Source organism: Achromobacter sp. NFACC18-2 (genome assembly GCF_900108985.1).
Classification (GTDB): Bacteria; Pseudomonadota; Gammaproteobacteria; order Burkholderiales; family Burkholderiaceae_B; genus Achromobacter.
Genome location: NZ_FNYM01000005.1, coordinates 154,389 through 173,357, shown reverse-complemented (window position 1 = coordinate 173,357; position 18,969 = coordinate 154,389). Strand labels below are relative to the sequence as shown.

At 64.2% G+C, this 18,969-nt stretch carries 16 protein-coding genes; 4 read left to right on the top strand and 12 right to left on the bottom strand.

The genetic code is table 11. The features are described 5' to 3' along the window. Window positions 1-55: 55 nt before the first annotated feature. From pstB to ppk1, 5 genes are all read right to left on the bottom strand, one after another. Window positions 56-832: a phosphate ABC transporter ATP-binding protein PstB gene (gene pstB / locus BMW75_RS09560; RefSeq protein WP_056570717.1), complete on the bottom strand. Its 777-nt coding sequence runs from the start codon at window positions 830-832 to the stop codon at window positions 56-58. A gap of 48 nt (window positions 833-880) precedes the next feature. After that, window positions 881-1,735 (bottom strand): phosphate ABC transporter permease PstA, encoded by an 855-nt coding sequence (gene pstA, locus BMW75_RS09555; protein WP_076515827.1) that lies wholly within the window; start codon window positions 1,733-1,735, stop codon window positions 881-883. 26 nt (window positions 1,736-1,761) lie between these two features. After that, window positions 1,762-2,778 (bottom strand): phosphate ABC transporter permease subunit PstC, encoded by a 1,017-nt coding sequence (gene pstC / locus BMW75_RS09550; RefSeq protein WP_063953135.1) that lies wholly within the window; start codon window positions 2,776-2,778, stop codon window positions 1,762-1,764. Window positions 2,779-2,888: 110 nt separating this feature from the next. Continuing rightward, window positions 2,889-3,929 (bottom strand): phosphate ABC transporter substrate-binding protein PstS, encoded by a 1,041-nt coding sequence (gene pstS, locus BMW75_RS09545; RefSeq protein WP_092578856.1) that lies wholly within the window; start codon window positions 3,927-3,929, stop codon window positions 2,889-2,891. A 216-nt stretch (window positions 3,930-4,145) separates the two neighbouring features. Beyond that, the gene (gene ppk1 / locus BMW75_RS09540) at window positions 4,146-6,221 is read right to left on the bottom strand and encodes a polyphosphate kinase 1 (protein ID WP_092578854.1); all 2,076 of its coding nucleotides are present in this window, start codon (window positions 6,219-6,221) and stop codon (window positions 4,146-4,148) included. 218 nt (window positions 6,222-6,439) lie between these two features. Here ppk1 and ppx point away from each other — a divergent pair, with 218 nt between their 5' ends. Next, complete coding sequence (gene ppx / locus BMW75_RS09535; RefSeq protein WP_092578852.1) at window positions 6,440-7,927, top strand: exopolyphosphatase; 1,488 nt, start codon at window positions 6,440-6,442, stop codon at window positions 7,925-7,927. A 152-nt stretch (window positions 7,928-8,079) separates the two neighbouring features. On the opposite strand, the gene BMW75_RS09530 is transcribed toward ppx, so the two are convergent. From BMW75_RS09530 to BMW75_RS09510, 5 genes are all read right to left on the bottom strand, one after another. Further along, the gene (locus BMW75_RS09530) at window positions 8,080-8,886 is read right to left on the bottom strand and encodes a GNAT family N-acetyltransferase (RefSeq protein WP_092578850.1); all 807 of its coding nucleotides are present in this window, start codon (window positions 8,884-8,886) and stop codon (window positions 8,080-8,082) included. A 218-nt stretch (window positions 8,887-9,104) separates the two neighbouring features. Beyond that, window positions 9,105-10,448, bottom strand: a complete 1,344-nt coding sequence (gene glmM / locus BMW75_RS09525; protein ID WP_076515836.1) for a phosphoglucosamine mutase — start codon at window positions 10,446-10,448, stop codon at window positions 9,105-9,107. Further along, window positions 10,445-11,290: a dihydropteroate synthase gene (gene folP, locus BMW75_RS09520; RefSeq protein WP_076515838.1), complete on the bottom strand. Its 846-nt coding sequence runs from the start codon at window positions 11,288-11,290 to the stop codon at window positions 10,445-10,447. The genes glmM and folP overlap by 4 nt, the downstream gene beginning before the upstream one ends. Window positions 11,291-11,308: 18 nt before the next feature. Next, entirely contained in the window at window positions 11,309-13,195 is a 1,887-nt protein-coding gene (ftsH, locus tag BMW75_RS09515; protein ID WP_076515839.1) for an ATP-dependent zinc metalloprotease FtsH, read from the bottom strand. Window positions 13,196-13,418: 223 nt separating this feature from the next. Further along, window positions 13,419-14,051, bottom strand: a complete 633-nt coding sequence (locus BMW75_RS09510; RefSeq protein ID WP_092578848.1) for an RlmE family RNA methyltransferase — start codon at window positions 14,049-14,051, stop codon at window positions 13,419-13,421. A gap of 18 nt (window positions 14,052-14,069) precedes the next feature. Between BMW75_RS09510 and BMW75_RS09505 the strand changes: the two genes are divergently transcribed. Then, window positions 14,070-14,672, top strand: a complete 603-nt coding sequence (locus BMW75_RS09505) for a YhbY family RNA-binding protein (protein ID WP_076515843.1) — start codon at window positions 14,070-14,072, stop codon at window positions 14,670-14,672. A 129-nt stretch (window positions 14,673-14,801) separates the two neighbouring features. Here BMW75_RS09505 and greA read toward each other — a convergent pair whose 3' ends face one another. Further along, window positions 14,802-15,278 carry a transcription elongation factor GreA gene (greA, locus tag BMW75_RS09500; RefSeq protein WP_076515845.1) on the bottom strand — a complete coding sequence of 159 codons (477 nt, stop codon included), beginning with the start codon at window positions 15,276-15,278 and terminating at the stop codon, window positions 14,802-14,804. A 299-nt stretch (window positions 15,279-15,577) separates the two neighbouring features. Then, window positions 15,578-16,888, bottom strand: a complete 1,311-nt coding sequence (locus BMW75_RS09495) for a solute carrier family 23 protein (protein WP_076515847.1) — start codon at window positions 16,886-16,888, stop codon at window positions 15,578-15,580. A 151-nt stretch (window positions 16,889-17,039) separates the two neighbouring features. Between BMW75_RS09495 and BMW75_RS09490 the strand changes: the two genes are divergently transcribed. Both BMW75_RS09490 and BMW75_RS09485 read left to right on the top strand, forming a co-directional pair. After that, window positions 17,040-17,459, top strand: coding sequence for a FlxA-like family protein (locus BMW75_RS09490; protein ID WP_076515849.1), 420 nt, complete (start codon window positions 17,040-17,042; stop codon window positions 17,457-17,459). A gap of 115 nt (window positions 17,460-17,574) precedes the next feature. Further along, window positions 17,575-18,900: an ABC transporter substrate-binding protein gene (locus BMW75_RS09485; protein WP_092578846.1), complete on the top strand. Its 1,326-nt coding sequence runs from the start codon at window positions 17,575-17,577 to the stop codon at window positions 18,898-18,900. The last annotated feature ends 69 nt before the right edge of the window (window positions 18,901-18,969 follow it).

Sequence of the window (18,969 nt, the reverse complement as noted above, 5' to 3'; positions counted from 1 at the left end):
TTTAGCGCCGTAACAATGCCCCGCCGAAACGGCCTCAATAGACAAAGGCCACGGATCAGCCAAAGCGGCCCGTGATGTAGTCTTCCGTTTCCTTGCGCGAGGGCTTCACGAAGATCTGGTCGGTCTGGCCGAATTCCATGAGCTCGCCCAGGTACATGTAGGCCGTGTAATCCGAACACCGCGCGGCCTGCTGCATGTTGTGCGTCACGATCACGACGGTGTAGTCGTTCTTCAGCTCGGCGATCAGCTCTTCGATCTTGGCGGTGGAAATGGGATCCAGCGCCGAGCACGGTTCGTCCAGGAGCAGGACTTCCGGCTTGATGGCGACGCCGCGCGCGATGCACAGGCGCTGCTGCTGGCCGCCGGACAGGCTGTTGCCGCTCTGGTGCAGCTTGTCCTTGACCTCGTTCCACAGGGCGGCCTTGCTCAGCGCCCACTCCACGCGCTCGTCCATTTCGCCCTTGGAAAGGCGTTCGAACAGGCGCACGCCGAAGGCGATGTTGTCGTAGATGCTCATGGGGAACGGCGTGGGCTTCTGGAAGACCATGCCGATCTTGGCGCGGATCAGCGAGATGTCGGTCTTGGCCGTCAGCAGGTTTTCGCCGTCCAGGAGGATTTCGCCCTCGGCGCGCTGGCCGGGGTACAGCTCGAACATGCGGTTGAAGGTGCGCAGCAGCGTCGATTTGCCGCAGCCCGACGGACCGATGAAGGCGGTGACCTTCTTCTCCTGGATCGACATGTTCACGTTGCGAATCGCGTGGAACTTGCCGTAGTAGAAGTTCAGGTCCTTGACCTCTAGCTTGTTCTTGACTGCGGTAGCGGTGTTTTCCATTGGGTTTCCCTAGGCTGCGGCGCGACCAGCGCGCCGGCAAAGCGATCTTTACTTGCGGAACATGTTGCGGGCGATGATGTTGATGCCCAGCACCAGCAGCGTGATCAGCGTGGCGCCGGCCCAGGCCAGGTTGTTCCAGTCCTTGAAGGGGCTGGCGGCGTATTGGTAGATGACGACGGGCAGGTTGGCCATCGGGCCGTTCATGTTCAGCGACATGAACTGGTTGGACAGCGCGGTAAACAAGAGCGGCGCGGTTTCGCCGGAGATGCGGGCGATGGCGAGCAGCACGCCGGTGATGATGCCGGACTTGGCGGCGCGATAGCACACCATGGTGATCATGCGCCACTTGGGGCAACCCAGCGCGGCGGTGGCTTCGCGCAGGCTGTTGGGCACCAGCAGCAGCATGTTGTCGGTGGTGCGGACCACGACGGGAATTACCAGGATGGACAGCGCGACGGCGCCGGCCCAACCCGAGTAATGCCCGACCTGCGCCACGTACACGGCGTAGATGAAGAGGCCAATGATGATGGACGGCGCGGACAGCAGCACGTCGTTCAGGAACCGCGTGGCGGGCGCCAGCCAGCCGCGCTGGCCGTATTCGGCCAGGTAGGTGCCGGCCAGGATGCCGACCGGCGTGCCGATCAGCGTGCCCACGCCCGCCATCATCACGCTGCCCAGGATCGCGTTGAGCAGGCCGCCCGATTGGCCCGGCGGCGGCGTGATCTCGGTGAAGAGCGTGTAGGACAGCGCGGGCGCTCCCTTCAACAGCAGCGTCATGATGATCCAGAACAGCCAGAACAGCCCGAACACCAGCGTCGTCATCGACACGGCGAGCATGACGCGGTTGACGACGCGGCGCCGGCGATAGATGCCGTTCTGCATGTTGAGTACGGATTCAGCCATGTTTTTTTCCTTGTGCTCCGGGCGTGTCAGGTTTTCTTGCCTTCACCCGCGGACAGGCGAACCAGCAACGCCTTGGCCAGGGCCAGCACGATGGTCGTGATGAGGAACAGGATCAGGCCCAGTTCCAGCAACGCGGCCTTTTGAATGCCGCCCGCCTCATTGAATTCGTTGGCGAGCGCCGAGGCGATGGAGTTGCCCGGCGAGAACAGCGAGCCCGACCACTTGAACGCGTTGCCGATGACGAACGTGACGGCCATGGTCTCACCGAGGGCCCGGCCCAGGCCGAGCATGATGCCGCCGATGACGCCCGACTTGGTGAAGGGCAGCACCACGCGCCACATCACTTCCCAGGTCGTGCTGCCCAAGCCGTAGGCCGATTCCTTGAGCATCGCGGGCACCAGTTCGAACACGTCGCGCATGACGGCCGCGATGAACGGGATGATCATGATCGACAGGATCAGGCCAGCCGTGAAGATGCCGATGCCGAAAGGCGGGCCGGCGAACAGTCCCCCAATGACGGGCAAGCTGCCGAGCGTGGCGATCAGGAAGGGCTGCACGTACTGCTGGAACACGGGCACGAAGACGAACAGGCCCCACATGCCATAGATGATGGACGGGATGGCCGCCAGCATTTCGATGGCGGTACCCAGCGGACGGCGCAGCCAGGTCGGCGAGAGTTCGGTGAGGAAGATGGCGATGCCGAAGGACACCGGCACGGCGATGATCAGCGCGATCGCGGAAGTGAGCAGCGTGCCGATGATCGGCACGACGGCGCCGTAGTTGGAGTTGACCGGATCCCAGTCATTGAGCCACAGGAACGACAGGCCATACTTGGCCAGCGACTCGCGGCTGCCGTAGATCAGGGAAATCAGGATCGCCGCCAGCAGGATGAACACCAGGAAGGCGAACAGGCGGGTCAGATTCTTGAACAGCGCATCCATCAGCGCGTTTTTTGTTTGCTTCATAGGCGAAGGCGTGCCGGTAGTCACGGAATCCGCCACGCTGGGCGGAAGCGGCACACTATTATCCATTACCGCGCTCATGGATGGACTTTCCTTAGGAAACCTGGGGGGGAGGAACAGCAGGTAGTTCGGCTTGCTGACAGGCGGCGGCCCCGCCCGCCTCAGGGGCGTCGGGGCCGCGCGTTACTGCTTTACTTCCAGACAGCCTTGCCGTCCGCGGACTTCACTTCGCCCCAGGCGGCGCGGATTTCCTTGGTCACGGCTTCCGGCAGCGGCACGTAGTCCATGGCTTCAGCCGACTTGGCGCCGTTCTTGAACGCCCAGTCGAAGAAGTCCAGCACAGCCTTGCCCTGGACCGGCTTGTCTTGCGACTTGTGGATCAGGATGAAGGTGGCGGCGGTGACGGGCCACGAATCGGCGCCCGGCTCGTCGGTCAGGACCACGCCCATGCCCGGCGCGCTCTTCCAGTCAGCGTTGGCAGCCGCGGCGGCAAACGCCTTCTGCTCGGGCTGGACGAACTTGCCGTCCTTGTTCTGCAGTTGGGTCCAGGCCAGCTTGTTCTGCTTGGCGTAGGCGTATTCGACGTAGCCGATCGAGTTCTTCAGCTGGCCGACGTAGGCGGCGACGCCTTCGTTGCCCTTGCCGCCCTGGCCGGTGGGCCACTTGACGGCCTTGCCTTCACCGACTTGCGACTTCCACTCCGGCGACACCTTGGACAGGTAGTTCGTCCAGCCGAAGGTGGTGCCCGAGCCGTCCGAACGGTGCACGACGATGATGTCGGCGGCCGGCAGCTTGACGTCGGGGTTCAGCGCCTTGATGGCGGCGTCGTCCCACTTCTTGATCTTGCCCAGGAAGATGTCGGCCAGGACCTTGCCCGACAGCTTCAGTTGGCCCGGCTTGATGCCGTCGACGTTGACGACAGCCACGGTGCCGCCGATCACGGCGGGGAACTGCAGCAGGCCATGCTTTTCCAGGTCGGCAGCCTTCATCGGATCATCCGAGGCGCCAAAGTCGACGGTCTTGGCAATGATTTGCTGCTGGCCGCCGCCCGAACCGATGGACTGGTAGTTGACCGCGTTGTTGGTCGCAGCCTTGTAGTCGGACGCCCACTTGGCGTAGACCGGGTACGGGAACGATGCGCCGGCGCCGGTGACGTTGGCGGCCTGGACGGCAAACACGGCGGCGCTCAGGGCGACACCGACGGAAACTTGCTTGAAGACACGTTTGAACATCTGGGTTCCTTCTGTGCTCGTTGGAGGAGTCTGGCAGGCTTTGGTACTGCCTGTCTTTCAGCGACCCTCGCATCTTAGGAGCCCAACGTGACAAGACCATGACAGTCACATACTGTTCATAAAACGTCGCGATGCCGCGAAAATGACACGGCCGCCGGGCATTTGCCGGGCGGCCGTGTCTATCCAGGGACAAACCCCTTTTTACGTGGCGAAGGGTCAGACCCCCAGCTTCTGCATCAGGAACTGATGCAGGTTATAGGGCTGGCCGCGGCTCTTGACGCGGGCGTAGTCGCCGTCGGGCTGCTGCTGCCAGGCGAGCTGATTGTCGCGCAGCGCGTAGGTGAAGGCTTCGTCGATGACGCGCTTCTTGAGCGTCTTGTCATAGACGGGAAACGCGATCTCGACCCGGCGGAAGAAGTTGCGGTCCATCCAGTCGGCCGATGACAGATATACCGTCTCTTCCCCGTCGGCATAGAAGTAGAAGACGCGCGAGTGCTCCAGGAAGCGGCCCACGATGGAGCGCACGCGGATGTTCTCGGACAACCCCTGGACGCCGGCGCGCAGCGCGCAGACGCCGCGCACGATCAGGTCGATCTTCACGCCCGCCTGGCTGGCCTTGTAGAGTTCCTCGATGATCTGCTCTTCGAGCAGGGAGTTCATCTTGGCCATGATGCGCGCACGCTTGCCGGCCTTGGCGGCGCGCGCCTCCGCGCGGATCAGCGCGACCATGCCTTCGTGCAGGGTAAACGGGGACTGCATCAGCGACTTGAGCGCACGGCGCGCGCCCAGCCCCGTGAGCTGCGCGAACACCATGTCCATGTCCTCGCACAGCTTGGGATCCGCGGTCAGCAGCCCGAAATCGGTATAGAGGCGCGCCGTCCGCGGGTGGTAGTTGCCCGTGCCGAGGTGGGCATACCGGCGCAAACGGCCTTTTTCCCGGCGCAGCACGACGGCCATCTTGGCGTGCGTCTTGTGCGCCACCACGCCGTAGACCACGTGCGCCCCCACCTCTTCCAGCTTGGAGGCCCAGTTGATGTTGGTCTGCTCGTCAAAGCGCGCCATCAACTCCACGACCACCGTCACTTCCTTGCCGGCCCGCGCCGCGGCCAGCAGGATCTTCATCAGTTCGGAGTCCTCGCCCGTGCGGTAGATGGTCTGCTTGATGGCCATCACGTCGGGGTCCAGCGCCGCGGCGGTCAGGAAGTCGATGACCGGCTGGAATGACTGGTAAGGGTGATGCAGCAGCCGGTCGCGCTCGGCCACCGCCTCGAAAAGCTCGGCAGGCTTGTCGCCCACCTTGTCGAAGGGGGCCGGAACGGGCGCGCGGTACTCGGGAAACAGCAGGTCCGGCCGGGCTGCCGAATTGCAGAGCTGCATCAGCCGCGACAGGTTCACCGGGCCGGGCACGCGGTAGGTGTCGTCCGGCTTGAGCGAGAATTCGCGCTGCAGGAAGTTTTCCAGCTCGACCGGCGTCAGCTTGTCGATTTCCAGCCGCACCGCCGCGCCGAAGTTGCGCTGCGACAATTCCCCCTGCAGCGCGTGGCGCAGGTTGGTGACTTCTTCCTCGTCCACGAAGAGGTCGCTGTTGCGCGTGACGCGCCACTGATAGCACCCCAGCATTTCCAGGCCCGGGAACAGTTCGCCAACGAAGGCCCGCAACAGGGAGGTGAGCAGGATGTAGCCTTCCGGCTGGCCGGAAAGCTCTTGGGGCATCTTGATCAGCCGCGGCAACGCGCGGGGCGCCTGGACGATCGCGATGGAGGCCTGGCGGCCGAAGGCGTCGGCCCCGGACAACGACACGATGAAATTCAGGCTCTTGTTGTAGACCCGGGGAAACGGGTGCGCGGGATCCAGCCCGATCGGGGTCAGGAGCGGCATCACGTCGCGGTGAAAGACCTCGCGCGCCCACTCCTGCTGCTGCGGATTCCACTCGGAAGCATGATGCAGGGTGATCCCCTCGGCATGCATGGCCGGCAGGATCTCGTCGTTGAGCAGGTTGTACTGGCGGCCGACCAGCTCGTGCACGGCCTGCTGCACGCAGTCGAATGCCTGGTCCGGCGTCATGCCGTCCGGGCCGACCAGGTTGGGCGACTGAAGCTGCTGTTCCTTGAGGCTGGAAATCCGGATTTCAAAGAATTCGTCCAGGTTGGAACTGACGATGCACACGTAGCGCAGCCTTTCCAGCAGCGGCGTCTTGGGGTTCTCCGCCATCGCCAGCACCCGTTCATTGAACTTGAGCAGCGACAATTCGCGATTCATGAGCAGAGGCTCGCCAGGCGGGCGTGAGGGCATACCGGATTCCATGGGAAAGAGGAGCGTGCAGTTTTACTGCAAAATCGTGACGCTTCCATGACAATGCAAATCGTTAGCGTACGCCAAATGCGGGACGTATGGCACACCACCGCAATGCTCCCAAACCCTTGTTACGTAAGCGAAAACGCTGAACCGAAGGCGTTGTCACATGGGATCTCTATAATCGGTCCACCTTACAGCCAATATTTACGAGCCGCATGGATCAACTTCTGGCCGCGGTGGACCTCGGGTCCAACAGCTTTCGCCTTTCCATCGGACGCATCGTTCAGCAGGACGGTACGCCCCAGATCTATCAAATCGACCGCCTCAAGGAAACCGTCCGACTCGCCGCCGGCCTGGACGCGGAAAAGCGGCTTGGCGACGACGCCATCGACCGCGCCATCGCCGTCCTGGAGCGGTTCGGCGAACGACTGCGCAGTTTCCATCCCAACCGCGTCCGCGCGGTGGCGACCAACACGTTCCGCGTCGCCCGCAATACGCGCGACTTCCTGCCCCGGGCGGAAGCGGCACTGGGCTTCCCGATCGAAGTCATTGCCGGACGCGAAGAGGCACGCCTGATCTTCACGGGCGTCGTTCACACCCTGCCCCCCTCCCCCAACAAGCGCCTGGTCATCGACATCGGCGGCGGTTCCACCGAAGTCATCATTGGCAAGGGCCATGAACCGGGCCTGATGTCCTCGCTTTACATGGGCTGCGTCAGCTACAGCCGCCAGTTCTTTTCGGACGGCGTGGTGGACGCGCACCAGATGAAGCAGGCCGAACTGGCCGCCCGCCGTGAAATCGAAGTCATCTCCAAGCAGTACCGCAAAACGGGCTGGAAAGAGGCATATGGCTCGTCGGGCACCGCCAAGGCGCTGTTTGCCATCCTGACCGAGGGCGGCTATTCCGACCGCGGCATCACGCGGGCGGGCCTGACCAAGCTGAAGGACCGTATCGTGCGTTCGGGCCGCGTCATTCCGTCCGAACTGCCCGGCATCAAGATCGAGCGGGCTGACGTGCTGCCTGGCGGCCTGGCCATCATGAGCGCGCTCTTTGACGAACTTGGCATCGACGTCATGCATACGGGCGACGGCGCGCTGCGCCTGGGCGTGCTGTACGACCTGCTGGGCCGCGACGACGAACATGACAAGCGCGATGAATCGGTTCGCCAGTTCATGAAGCGCTACCACGTCGATGTGAATCAGGCGCGCCGCGTGCGCAACGCCGCCCTGAACCTGTTCGACGCGATGTTCCCCGAGGGTCCGGAGCGTGCCGAACTGCGGCCCGCGCTGGGCTGGGCGGCCGACCTGCACGAAGTGGGCCTGTCGATCGCCCACAACGCGTATCACAAGCACACCGCCTACGTGCTGGAAAACGCCGACATGCCGGGTTTTTCGCGCGCCGACCAGCAATTGCTGGCCTTGCTGGCGCTGGGACACCAGGGCAAGCTCGGCAAGGTGGAGCCGCTGGTGCGCACGCGCCCGCAATGGAAAGCCATTCTTGCGCTGCGCCTGGCCGTGCTGCTGTTCCGGCGCCGTGGCGAAATCGAGCCCCTGCCGCTGACGGCCTCGGTGCGCGACAACTCCATCGTGGTGCGGGTCAACCGCGAATGGCTGGCCGAACACCCCTTGAGCGACTTCACGCTGCGCGCGGAAGAAGCCGAGTGGAACAAGGTCGGATTTTCGTTCGAACTGCTGGAGTTCTGAAAGGCCGGCGCGGCGCGGCCGCCCGGCCATTCAAAAGGGCGACAGATCGGTTTCGCGATCGAGCCGCCGCAGTTCCATGCGCAGCGGCCTGGTGGCCCGCCGTATCAGTCTGATCGTCATCCGGCGGAATAGGCGGCGCATGGTCTCTGGCTCTAACGCTGGGTATTCACGACGACCGGCTGGTCCAGGCCGAAATGGCGGCGGTAGCGCTCGTCCATGCGCTCCATCTTCAAGAGCACCGGGAAATCCGCGGCATTGAAGTCCGGATCCCATGCCGGTTCGCCGCAGACCTTGGCGCCCAGCTTCAGGTAGCCCTTGATCAAGGGCGGAACCCGCGCCGGCAAGGTGCTGTTGAGCTTTTCGACGGGGTAACGGTGCAAGGGCGTGACGCGCGGATCGTCGCCCTGCGGCATGTACTTGGCCACGGTGCGCCACACTTCGGCCGCCGTGACGCCGTCGTCGCGCAGGCTCACGCTGGCGCAACCGAGCACGTATTCGTGGCCGCCGCGGCGCAGGTATTCGGCCAGGCCGGACCACAGCAACATGATGACCGCGCCCCCGCGGTAGTCCGCGTGGGTGCACGAGCGGCCGACCTCGACGATTTCGTCGCGGATGGCGCCCAGGCCGGAAAGGTCGAACTCGGACTGCGAGTAATAGCCGCCCGCTTCGCGCGCTTTTTCCGGGGTCAGGATCCGGTAGGTGCCGACGACCCGGTCGGTTCCGATTTCCCGGACCATGAGATGTTCGCAAAAGGGATCGAAGCGGTCCTGTTCGATGCCATCGTGCGCGTCCGGGAAGACCGCGCCCATATCCTCGGTGAAGACGTCATAGCGCAGACGTTGTATCTGCTCTATCTCTTCTGTGGTGCGCGCCAGGCCGACCGCCAGGACCTTCGGGGCGCCCCCCGTCCAGGGTTCTGCGGCATTACGGCTCGGGTTGATGCGTGCTAGTTCCAGCATTGCGCGAAGCTCCTAGAGAGTCCAGCCAGTGTGGACGCCCTGTATGTCAAAGACTTGACCGATATGTTACGTGACTATGAAGCTTAGGGCGGACCGGAAATTTTCTAATTCCGCCGACGCAAGCCCGTCTCAACAAACAAATTCTGGACACCGCCAAAAACGAAGGCCACGCATCGTTAACGACGCGTGGCCCACATATTAAAACGAAAACTCAGGGTTTACCCCAGGCTTGCCGCAAGCTTCTCCGCGGAAACGTTCGCCAGGGCCTCATCCTCGGCTTCCACCATGAGGCGCAGCTTGGGTTCGGTGCCCGACGCGCGGATCAGGATCCGGCCCCGGCCATCCAGTTCGGCCTCGACGGACTGGCGCGCGGCGGTCAGCCCGGCGTGGGTCTTCCAGTCCAGGCCCGGCGTCAGCGGCACGTTGATCATCTTCTGCGGATACATGCGCAGGTCGCTGACCCAGTCGGCCAGCTTGACCGAATTGCGGCGCAGCGCCGTCAGCACCTGCAGGGCGGCCACGATGCCGTCGCCGGTGGAGTGGCAGTCCAGGCACAGCAGGTGGCCGGAGCTTTCGCCGCCGTACAGCCAGCCGCGGGATTGCATCTGTTCCAGCACGTAGCGGTCGCCCACGTTGGCGCGGTCAAAACCCACGCCCAGGCGCTTCATTTCGCGCTCGAAGCCGAAATTGGTCATCAGGGTGCCAACCACGCCTTCGACCTTGCCGCGCTGCATGCGCTCGCGCACGATGGCGTACATGAGCTCGTCGCCGTTGTAGATGCGGCCCTCGCCGTCCACCATCTGCAGGCGGTCGGCGTCGCCGTCCAGCGCGATGCCCAACTGGGCACCCCGGGCCTTCACTTCCTTGGCCAGCAGTTCCGGGTGCAGCGCGCCCACGCCCTTGTTGATGTTGAAGCCGTCGGGATGCACGCCGATCGCGTGGACCTCGGCGCCCAGTTCGCGGAAGACGTGCGGGGCGATGTTGTAGGCGGCGCCGTGGGCGGCGTCGACCACGATCGTCATGCCGTTCAGGTCCAGGTCGTTGGGGAACGTGCTCTTGCAGAACTCGATGTAACGGCCCTGGGCGTCGCCCATGCGGCGCGCGCGCCCCAGTCCTTCCGAGCTGACGCAGCCCAGGGGTTCGTCCAGCGCGGCCTCGATGTCGGCCTCGATGTCGTCGGGCAGCTTCATGCCCTGCGCCGAGAAGAACTTAATGCCGTTGTCCTGGTAGGGATTATGCGATGCGCTGATCACGATGCCGGCCACCAGGCGCAGGGCGCGCGTCAGGTACGCCACGGCAGGCGTGGGGATGGGGCCGGCCAGCAGCACGTCGATGCCGGCGGCGGACAGGCCCGCTTCCAGGGCGGATTCCAGCATGTAGCCGGAAATGCGGGTGTCCTTGCCGATGACGACCTGGGGACGGCTCGCGCCACGCACGGCGTGCTCGCGCGCCAGCACGCGGCCAGCCGCGTAGCCTAACCGCAGCGCGAACTCGGCGTTGATCACCGGGCCGCCGACTTCGCCGCGCACGCCATCGGTACCGAAATATTTACGTCGAATCATGAACTGATTGCTCCTTGTTCAGCCGCCTGCCATACCTTAAGCGCATCCACCGTGGCCGCAACATCGTGCACGCGCACGATGGAGGCGCCACGCGCGACGCAGGCAAGCGCGGCGGCAATGCTGCCGGGCAGCCGGTCGCCGACGGGCCGGCCGGTGGCCTGGCCGATCATGTTCTTGCGCGACAGGCCGATCAGCAATGGATAACCGGTGCTGCGCAGGCTGGACAGCCGGCGCAACAGTTGAAAGTTCTGGTCTGCCGTCTTGCCGAACCCGAAGCCCGGGTCCAGCACGATGCGGCGAGGATCGATCCAGGCCGCGCGCAGCTTTTGCGCGCGCGCCCCCAGGAACAGGCCGATTTCACCGATCAGGTCGGTGTACTCGGGCGGCGAGGCCTGCATGGTGCGGGGCTCGCCTTTCATGTGCATGACGCACAGGCCGCAGCGCGATTGCGACACGGCCTCGATGGCGCCGGGCTGCCTGAAGCCGTAGATGTCATTGATCATGTCCGCGCCGGCATCCAGCGTGGCCCGCATGACTTCGGGCTTGAAGGTGTCGATGGACAGCGGCACGCCGCAGTCGCGCAACGCCTCCACGACCGGCAGCAGGCGGTCCAATTCATCGGCGACGGAAACGGGGTCGGCCCCCGGCCGGGTGGATTCGCCCCCCAGATCCAGGATCTGGGCGCCTTCGCTGATCAACTGGCGCGCATGCGCCACGGCGGAATCGGTATCGTCGTGCTGGCCGCCATCGGAAAACGAATCCGGCGTGACATTGACGATACCCATGACAAGCGGGCGCTCGAGTTCGAACTCGAAGCGCCCGCAAAGGAAGTTATTTGCCATAAACCAGAACGACGAACCTCAGACTGCGGCTGCCGTGTTACCACCTGCAGCCAGGCCGGTCGGCGGCGTGTCGGACGTGTCCGACGGGCCTTGCGGCGTCTTCGGAGGACGCGGCGGGCGGCCTTCCATGATGTCGTTGATCTGGTCGGCGTCGATGGTTTCCCATTCGAGCAGCGCGGACGTCATGACTTCGACCTTGTCGCGATTGTCTTCCAGGATCTTGCGCGCAACACCGTACTGCTCATCGATGATGCGGCGGATCTCGGTGTCCACCTTCTGCATGGTGGCTTCGGACATGTGCGTGGTCTTGGTGACGCTGCGGCCCAGGAAGACCTCGCCTTCGTTCTCGGCGTAGACCATGGGGCCCAGTTCGTCGGTCATGCCGTAGCGCGTGACGATGTCGCGGGCGATGGCGGTGGCGCGTTCGAAGTCGTTCGAGGCGCCCGTCGTCATCTGGTCCATGAAGATTTCTTCCGCGATGCGACCGCCGAACAGCACGGCGATCGTGGACAGCAGACGGCCCTTGTCCATGCTGTAGCGGTCGGTTTCCGGCAACTGCATCGTCACGCCCAGCGCGCGGCCGCGCGGGATGATGGTGACCTTGTGGACCGGGTCGGTCTTGGGCAGCATGCGCGCGACGATCGCGTGGCCGGACTCGTGGTACGCGGTGTTCTTGCGTTCTTCTTCGGGCATCACGATGGAGCGGCGTTCCGCGCCCATGATGATCTTGTCCTTCGCCTTTTCGAAGTCGGACATATCCACCGTGCGGCCGTTGCGGCGCGCGGCGAACAGCGCGGCTTCGTTGACCAGGTTGGCGAGGTCAGCGCCGGAGAAGCCCGGGCAACCGCGCGCCAGGATGGTCGCGTCGACGTTGGGCGACAGCGGCACCTTGCGCATGTGGACCTTCAGGATCTGCTCGCGGCCGCGGATATCGGGCAGCGGCACGACCACTTGGCGATCGAAGCGGCCCGGACGCAGCAGCGCCGGATCCAGCACGTCGGGACGGTTGGTCGCGGCGATCACGATGACGCCCTGGCCGGATTCGAAGCCGTCCATTTCAACCAGCATCTGGTTCAGCGTCTGTTCGCGTTCGTCGTTGCCGCCGCCCAGACCGGCGCCGCGCTGGCGGCCGACCGCATCGATTTCGTCGATGAAGATGATGCAGGGGGCGTGCTTCTTGGCGTTTTCGAACATGTCGCGGACACGGGCTGCGCCCACGCCGACGAACATTTCAACGAAATCCGAGCCGGAGATGCTGAAGAACGGCACTTTGGCTTCGCCGGCGATGGCCTTGGCCAGCAGCGTCTTGCCGGTACCGGGCGAACCCACCATCAGCACGCCGCGCGGAATGCGGCCGCCCAGCTTCTGGAACTTGCTGGGGTCGCGCAGGAAGTCGACCAGTTCCTGGACGTCTTCCTTGGCTTCGTCGCAGCCCGCGACGTCGGCGAAGGTGATCTGGTTGGTGTTCTCGTCGAGCATCCGGGCGCGCGACTTGCCGAAGCTGAATGCGCCGCCCCTGCCCCCGCCCTGCATCTGGCGCATGAAGAACACCCAGACGCCGATCAGGAGCAGCATGGGGAACCACGACACGAAGATGCTCATCAGGAGCGACTGCTCTTCACGCGGCTTGCCCGAGACCTGCACGCCGTACTTCAGCAGATCGGAGACCATCCAGAGATCGCCGGGGGAAGTCAGCGTGTAGGCGCGACCCGCGTCAGGCGTGACGTACAGCACGTCGCCCTGGACGTCGACCTTGCGGATACGTCCCGCCTTGGCGTCGTCCATGAACTGGGTGTAGGTCACGCCGTCCTGCGTCTGGGCGCGTCCGTCGAACTGTTTGAAGACGGTGAACAGCACCAGGGCTATCACCATCCAGACAGCGACTTTGGAAAATGAATTGTTCAAGGTCGATCTCCTGCTTTCGATTCCGACCGGCGACTGTGCACCCGCGTATGGCACAGTCACAAGTATGTCAATAGCCCATTCTACCCTGACGGACGAGGTTGCGTCCTGGCAGCCGTGGGGCCCATTTAATTACATTTGATTCTTGAGTTTTCTGGTCGTTGTCTCGGCGGGACGGAGTTTTCTTGGCCGGGGCGCGCGCCCCGGATGTGGAATGCGGATGTCGTTACTTCAGATCGCGCGCCACCAGAAAGGTTTCTGAGGATTTATCCCGAGACGCCTTCGGTTTGCGTTCGACCACCCGCTTGAAGCGCTTCTTGAAGGATTCCACGATCTGCGAAAAGCCGGTGCCATGGAAAGCCTTGACGATCAGCGCCCCGTTGGGCTTCAAATGGGCGCAGGAAAATTCCATTGCCAGTTCGCAAACATGCTGGATGCGCGCGGAATCGGCAATACCCACGCCTGACAAGTTGGGGGCCATGTCGGAAATAACAAGGTCCACCGCGCGGGATCCGACCATGTCTTCCAATTGTTTCAGAACTTCTTCTTCGCGGAAGTCGCCCTGGATGAATTCCACCCCCGCCACCGGCTCCATGGGCAGGATGTCCAGCGCGATGATGCGGCCGTCCACGATGCCGCCTGGCCCCGCGAGCCGTTCGCGCGCCACCTGCGACCAGCTGCCCGGGGCGGACCCCAGGTCGACAACCAGATCCCCCCGACGCATCAGCTTTTCGGTGTCGAGAATCTCGATCAATTTGAAGGCGGCGCGGGCGCGGTAGCCCTTCTGTTGCGCCAGCTTCACATAGGGATCGTTGATGTGCTGGTGAATCCAGTCTTTAGAGAATTTATTCTTGGCCATTACCGTACAATTCCACGCATGCCTATATTAGAACTTACCTCTCGTGAGCGCAGCGACCTGCGGTCCGCCGCTCACCCTCTGCGCCCTGTCGTCCTGATTGGCGACAACGGCCTGACCGACGCCGTGCTCAAGGAAATCGACCTGGCGCTGACTTCGCATGGCCTGATCAAGGTGCGCGCCGGCGGCGACGACCGTGAAGCCCGCGACGCCATGCTGGCGACGATCTGCGACACGCTGTCCTGCGCCCCCGTGCATCACTTGGGCAAGACCCTGATTCTGTTCCGTCCGCTGCCTGGCAACATCAAGCCCGCCGCGCTGGCCGCCCAGGAACCCCAGCCGGCGCCCAAGCGCCGCGCTTCGGAGCCGTACACGCCCAAGAAGCTGGCCGCAGAGGGCCGCACCCTTGCCAAGCGTCCGCGCCGCTCCGAAACCGAAGAGCCCCAGCCCGCCAAGAAGCGTTACGTCCCCCAGGACGAACTCAACAAGAAGGGCAAGCCCATGCGCCCCTCCAACAAGCGCCCCGCTGCCGCAGGCTCCGGCATTCCGCGCCGTACTGGCAGCGCGCTCAGCCTGCGGGCCGGCGCTCGCAGCGGCACCAGCCGCAGGACGCCCAAAAGGTAGATCCAGGCACAAAAACGGGCGCTACGCGCGCCCGGTCCACCATAGCGATCCGCAATGTACCGCGGAATTCAGACGAACGTTGCGTCCGGGCCTAGGTGGTTTGACTTTTTACTGCTAGTGACGTTTGCGTCAGATGTAACGCACGCCCAGGACTTCATATTCGCGCACGCCAGCCGGGGCCATGACCTCGACGACGTCGCCTTCGCTCTTTCCGATCAGTGCGCGAGCCACGGGGCTGGACACGGAAATCAGGTTCGACTTGATATCGGCCTCGACGTCGCCGACGATCTGGTAGGTGACGCGGTCGCCCGAATCCAGGTCTTCGATGTCGACGGTCGCGCCAAACACAGCGCGGCCTTCGGCCTCTAGCGCCGACGGATCGATGATGTGAGCATTGGAAAGCGTGCCTTCAAGCTCGGCAATCCGGCCCTCGATAAAACCCTGGCGCTCGCGAGCTGCGTCGTATTCGGCATTTTCCGACAGATCACCCTGCGCGCGAGCTTCGGCGATTGCGTTAATCACGGCAGGACGTTCCACGGTTTTCAGCCGCTGGAGCTCTTCTTGCAAGCGCTCGGCCCCGCGCACGGTCAAAGGAATGGCAGACATGTCGTTTCCCAAACAAAAGTAGAAAAACGCCCCGAAGGAGCGTTCTCGGTGAAGGTCGCAGGACCGGCGCGCGTGCCGTCTGATACGTGAACAACGGGCAAGCGGCGCGGGCGACCAAAACAAAACCCCGGCTCGGGTCGGAACCGGGGCAATCAAGACCCTATTGTGGTCAAACTCAACGGGAATTGCAAGCCACCGGAGAAAACGGCCTTTTCGGCGGATTTCACCGCTGTAACCCGCGTAAACCCGTTATTTGGTCACGCGAAGGCGAAGCGGCGAAAACCCGGGCTTGCGCGCCGCTACGTCTTGCGGCGCAGGAGCGCGTACAGGATGATGGCGCCAAAGGTGGCGGTGCCGATGCCGCCCAGCGTGAAGTCGCCCAGCTTGACGGTGAAGTCTCCCGCGCCCAGCACCAGGGTGACCGCGGCCACGATGAGGTTGCGGTTGTCGGTGAAATCGACCTGGTTGACCACCCAGATGCGGGCGCCGGCGATGGCGATCAGGCCGAACACGACGACCGACATGCCGCCCAGCACGGGCCCGGGAATCGTCTGGATGAGCGCGCCAAACTTGGGCGAGAAGCCCAGGACGATGGCGATCAGGGCCGCAATCACGAAGACCAGCGTGGAGTAGATGCGCGTGACGGCCATCACGCCGATGTTCTCGGCATACGTGGTGACGCCCGTGCCGCCCACCGCGCCCGAGACCATCGTGGCGACGCCGTCGCCGACGAACGCCCGGCCCAGGTAGCGGTCCAGGTCCTGTCCCGTCATGGCGCTGACGGCTTTGACGTGGCCCAGGTTTTCGGCCACCAGGATGATGGCGACCGGCACGATCAGGCCCATGGCCTCGGCCTTGAACACCGGCGCGGAAAATTTCGGCAGGCCGAACCACGCGGCCGCGGAAACTGCCGAGAAGTCGATGGGCTTGCCCAGACCCAGCCCATTGGCGAGGACCGCGTACACGACGCAGGCGAGGATCAGGCCGACGAGGATCAGCAGGCGTTGCACCATGCCGCGCGTATAGACGGCAATGCCGCCGACGCACACGATCGTCACGATCGCCATGACACTGTCAAAGCCCGAGGCGCCCATGGCGCCCTTGGCGGCGATGGGCGCGAGGTTCAGGCCGATGACGGCGACGACCGCGCCCGTCACGACGGGGGGCATGAGGGTGTCGATCCAGTTGGCGCCGCCGCCCGCGCGGGCGTTGACGATCCAGACGATCACCCCGATCAGCGTGTAGGCCAGGCCGCAGGCGATGATGGCGCCCAGGGCTACCCCGATATTGGCATTCGCCCCCGCGCCGGCATAGCCGGTCACCGCGATGACGCCCCCGATGAACGCGAAGCTGGAACCCAGGTAGCTGGGCACGCGACCGCCGACGAAGAGAAAGAAGATCAGCGTGCCGATGCCCGACATGAGGATCGCGACGTTGGGGTCGAATCCCATGAGCAAGGGCGCCAGGACGGTCGAACCGAACATCGCGACGACGTGCTGGGCGCCCATGGCCACGTTCTTGGGCCAGGAAAGCCGTTCGTCGGGCGCGATGATGACGCCGGGCTCGGCATCATCTGCCAGGCGCCAGCGCGGAAAGTAGGAATTGGACATGGATTCCCCGGGGGATGGTACGGATTAGGGTTTCGGACTGCGAGCGGGCGCCAGTGTAAAGGGGGCCATCGAGACCGGGCAACGTTTAAGTTTCGGGCTCCGATTGCCGTATTAATGGAAAACCCGAAATCCCGACGCAACAGGAGCAGTCATGGCGATCAACAGCATCAGCGGCACGTCCCGGATCGGCAGCCTTGCCGACCTGTGGGCCGAGAAGATCCAGGCCAACAAGGAAGCCAAGAACGCGTCCGGCCAGGACGCCGTGTCCGTGACCGATGAGGGCAAGATCCGCGTCAACAACCCGGGCGCCGCCAAGGTCGCCAACGCGCAGGCGACCGAAGAAACCGACAACGAAGACGAATACACCCGCCAGATCAAGGAGTTGCAGAAGCAGCTCAAACGCATCATGGATCAGATCGCCAAGGTCCAGGCGAGCGGCATGTCGGCCGAGATGAAGGCGCAGCAGGTCATGGCACTCAATGCCCAGGCGGTGCAGATCCAGGGCCAGATCACGAAGGTCCTGGCGCAGCAGGCGCGCGCGGCCCAGGGCGGCGTGTCCGCCACTGCCTGACCGGGACCCGCACGGCGGCGCCATCCCTGATGGCGCGCATCAAAATTTCTGATTGGACGCTGGTGGGACCAGCCGGTACTGTCTCCAGACAAATCTAAAACCACGGAGACAAACCATGCACGCTATGCGCACAGCCCTGGCCGGGGCGCTGCTGGCCGCCTGCACGGCGCCGGCCCTGGCCGGCACCGTCACGGTGATCACGTCGTTCCCCAAGGATCTGACCCAGGCCTACAAGACCGCGTTCGAGAAAGCCAACCCGGGCATCACCCTGGAAATCCTGAACAAGAACACGGTGTCGGGCATCGCCTACGTGCGCGAAACGCCGGCCGGGCAGCGCCCCGAGGTGTTCTGGGCCAGCGCGCCGGATGCGTTCGAAGTGCTGGGCCGCGACAAGCTGCTGGCCAGGTCGGCCGACGTGGCGAACAAGGACGTGCCGGACAAGATCGGCAGCTACCCCATCAACGACCCGGGCGGCATGTACCTGGGCCAGGCGCTGGCGGGCTACGGCATCATCTACAACACCCGCTACATCGCGGCGCACAAGATCCCGGCGCCCGCCGAATGGAAGGATCTGCTGTCGCCAAAGTGGTTCGGCCACGTCGGCATCACATCGCCGTCGCGCTCGGGCACGATGCACCTGACGGTCGAGACCATCCTGCAGGGCGAAGGCTGGGATGAGGGCTGGCGCACGCTGCTGCGCATGTCCGGCAACAGCAGCGCCGTGACCGAGCGGTCTTTCGGCGTGCCCGACGGCGTGAACAATGGCCAGTTCGGCGCGGGCCCGGTGATCGACTTCTTTGGCCTGTCGAGCAAGTATTCCAAGTTCCCGGTCGAGTTCGTCTACCCGTCCGAGACGGCCATCGTCCCGGCCAACATTGCGCTGATCGAGGGCGCGAAGAACACCGAGGAAGGCAAGAAGTTCATTGCCTTCACCCTGAGCCAGGCCGGCCAGGAGCTGCTGCTGGAGCCGAAGATCTCGCGCCTGCCGGTGCTGCCGTATTCGGCGCTGGCCGGCAAGATCCCGCCGGGCTATCCCGATCCGGCGGAAATCGCCAAGCGCAGCAAGGTGCATTTCGATGCCGACCTGTCGCAGTCGCGCTATTACGTCGTGCAGTCCCTGTATGACCAGACCGTCACGTTCCGGCTGAAGGAATTGCAGGCGGCCACCAAGGCCATCTACGATGCCGAGGCCAAGCTGGGCGACAAGGCCAAGACCGGCAAGGCGGCCGAACTGCTGGACCAGGCGCGCAAGCTGGCCTGGGCGCCGCTGATCGACAGCAAGAGGGCGGCCGACCCCGCCTTCCTGGCGATCTTCGCCGGCAACAAGAAGGACGCTGCCGTCAACCAGCAGATCACGCAGCTCGAAGGCGAGTGGAATGGCCGCGCGCGCGCCAACTACGAAGAAGCCGTAAAGCTCGCACGGCAGGCCGCCGCGCTCTGATCGGCTGCGTGGAACGCGGCGGGCGGGCCTGACCTGCCCGCCGCGTTCCGCGCCGCTTTCCTGGCAAAC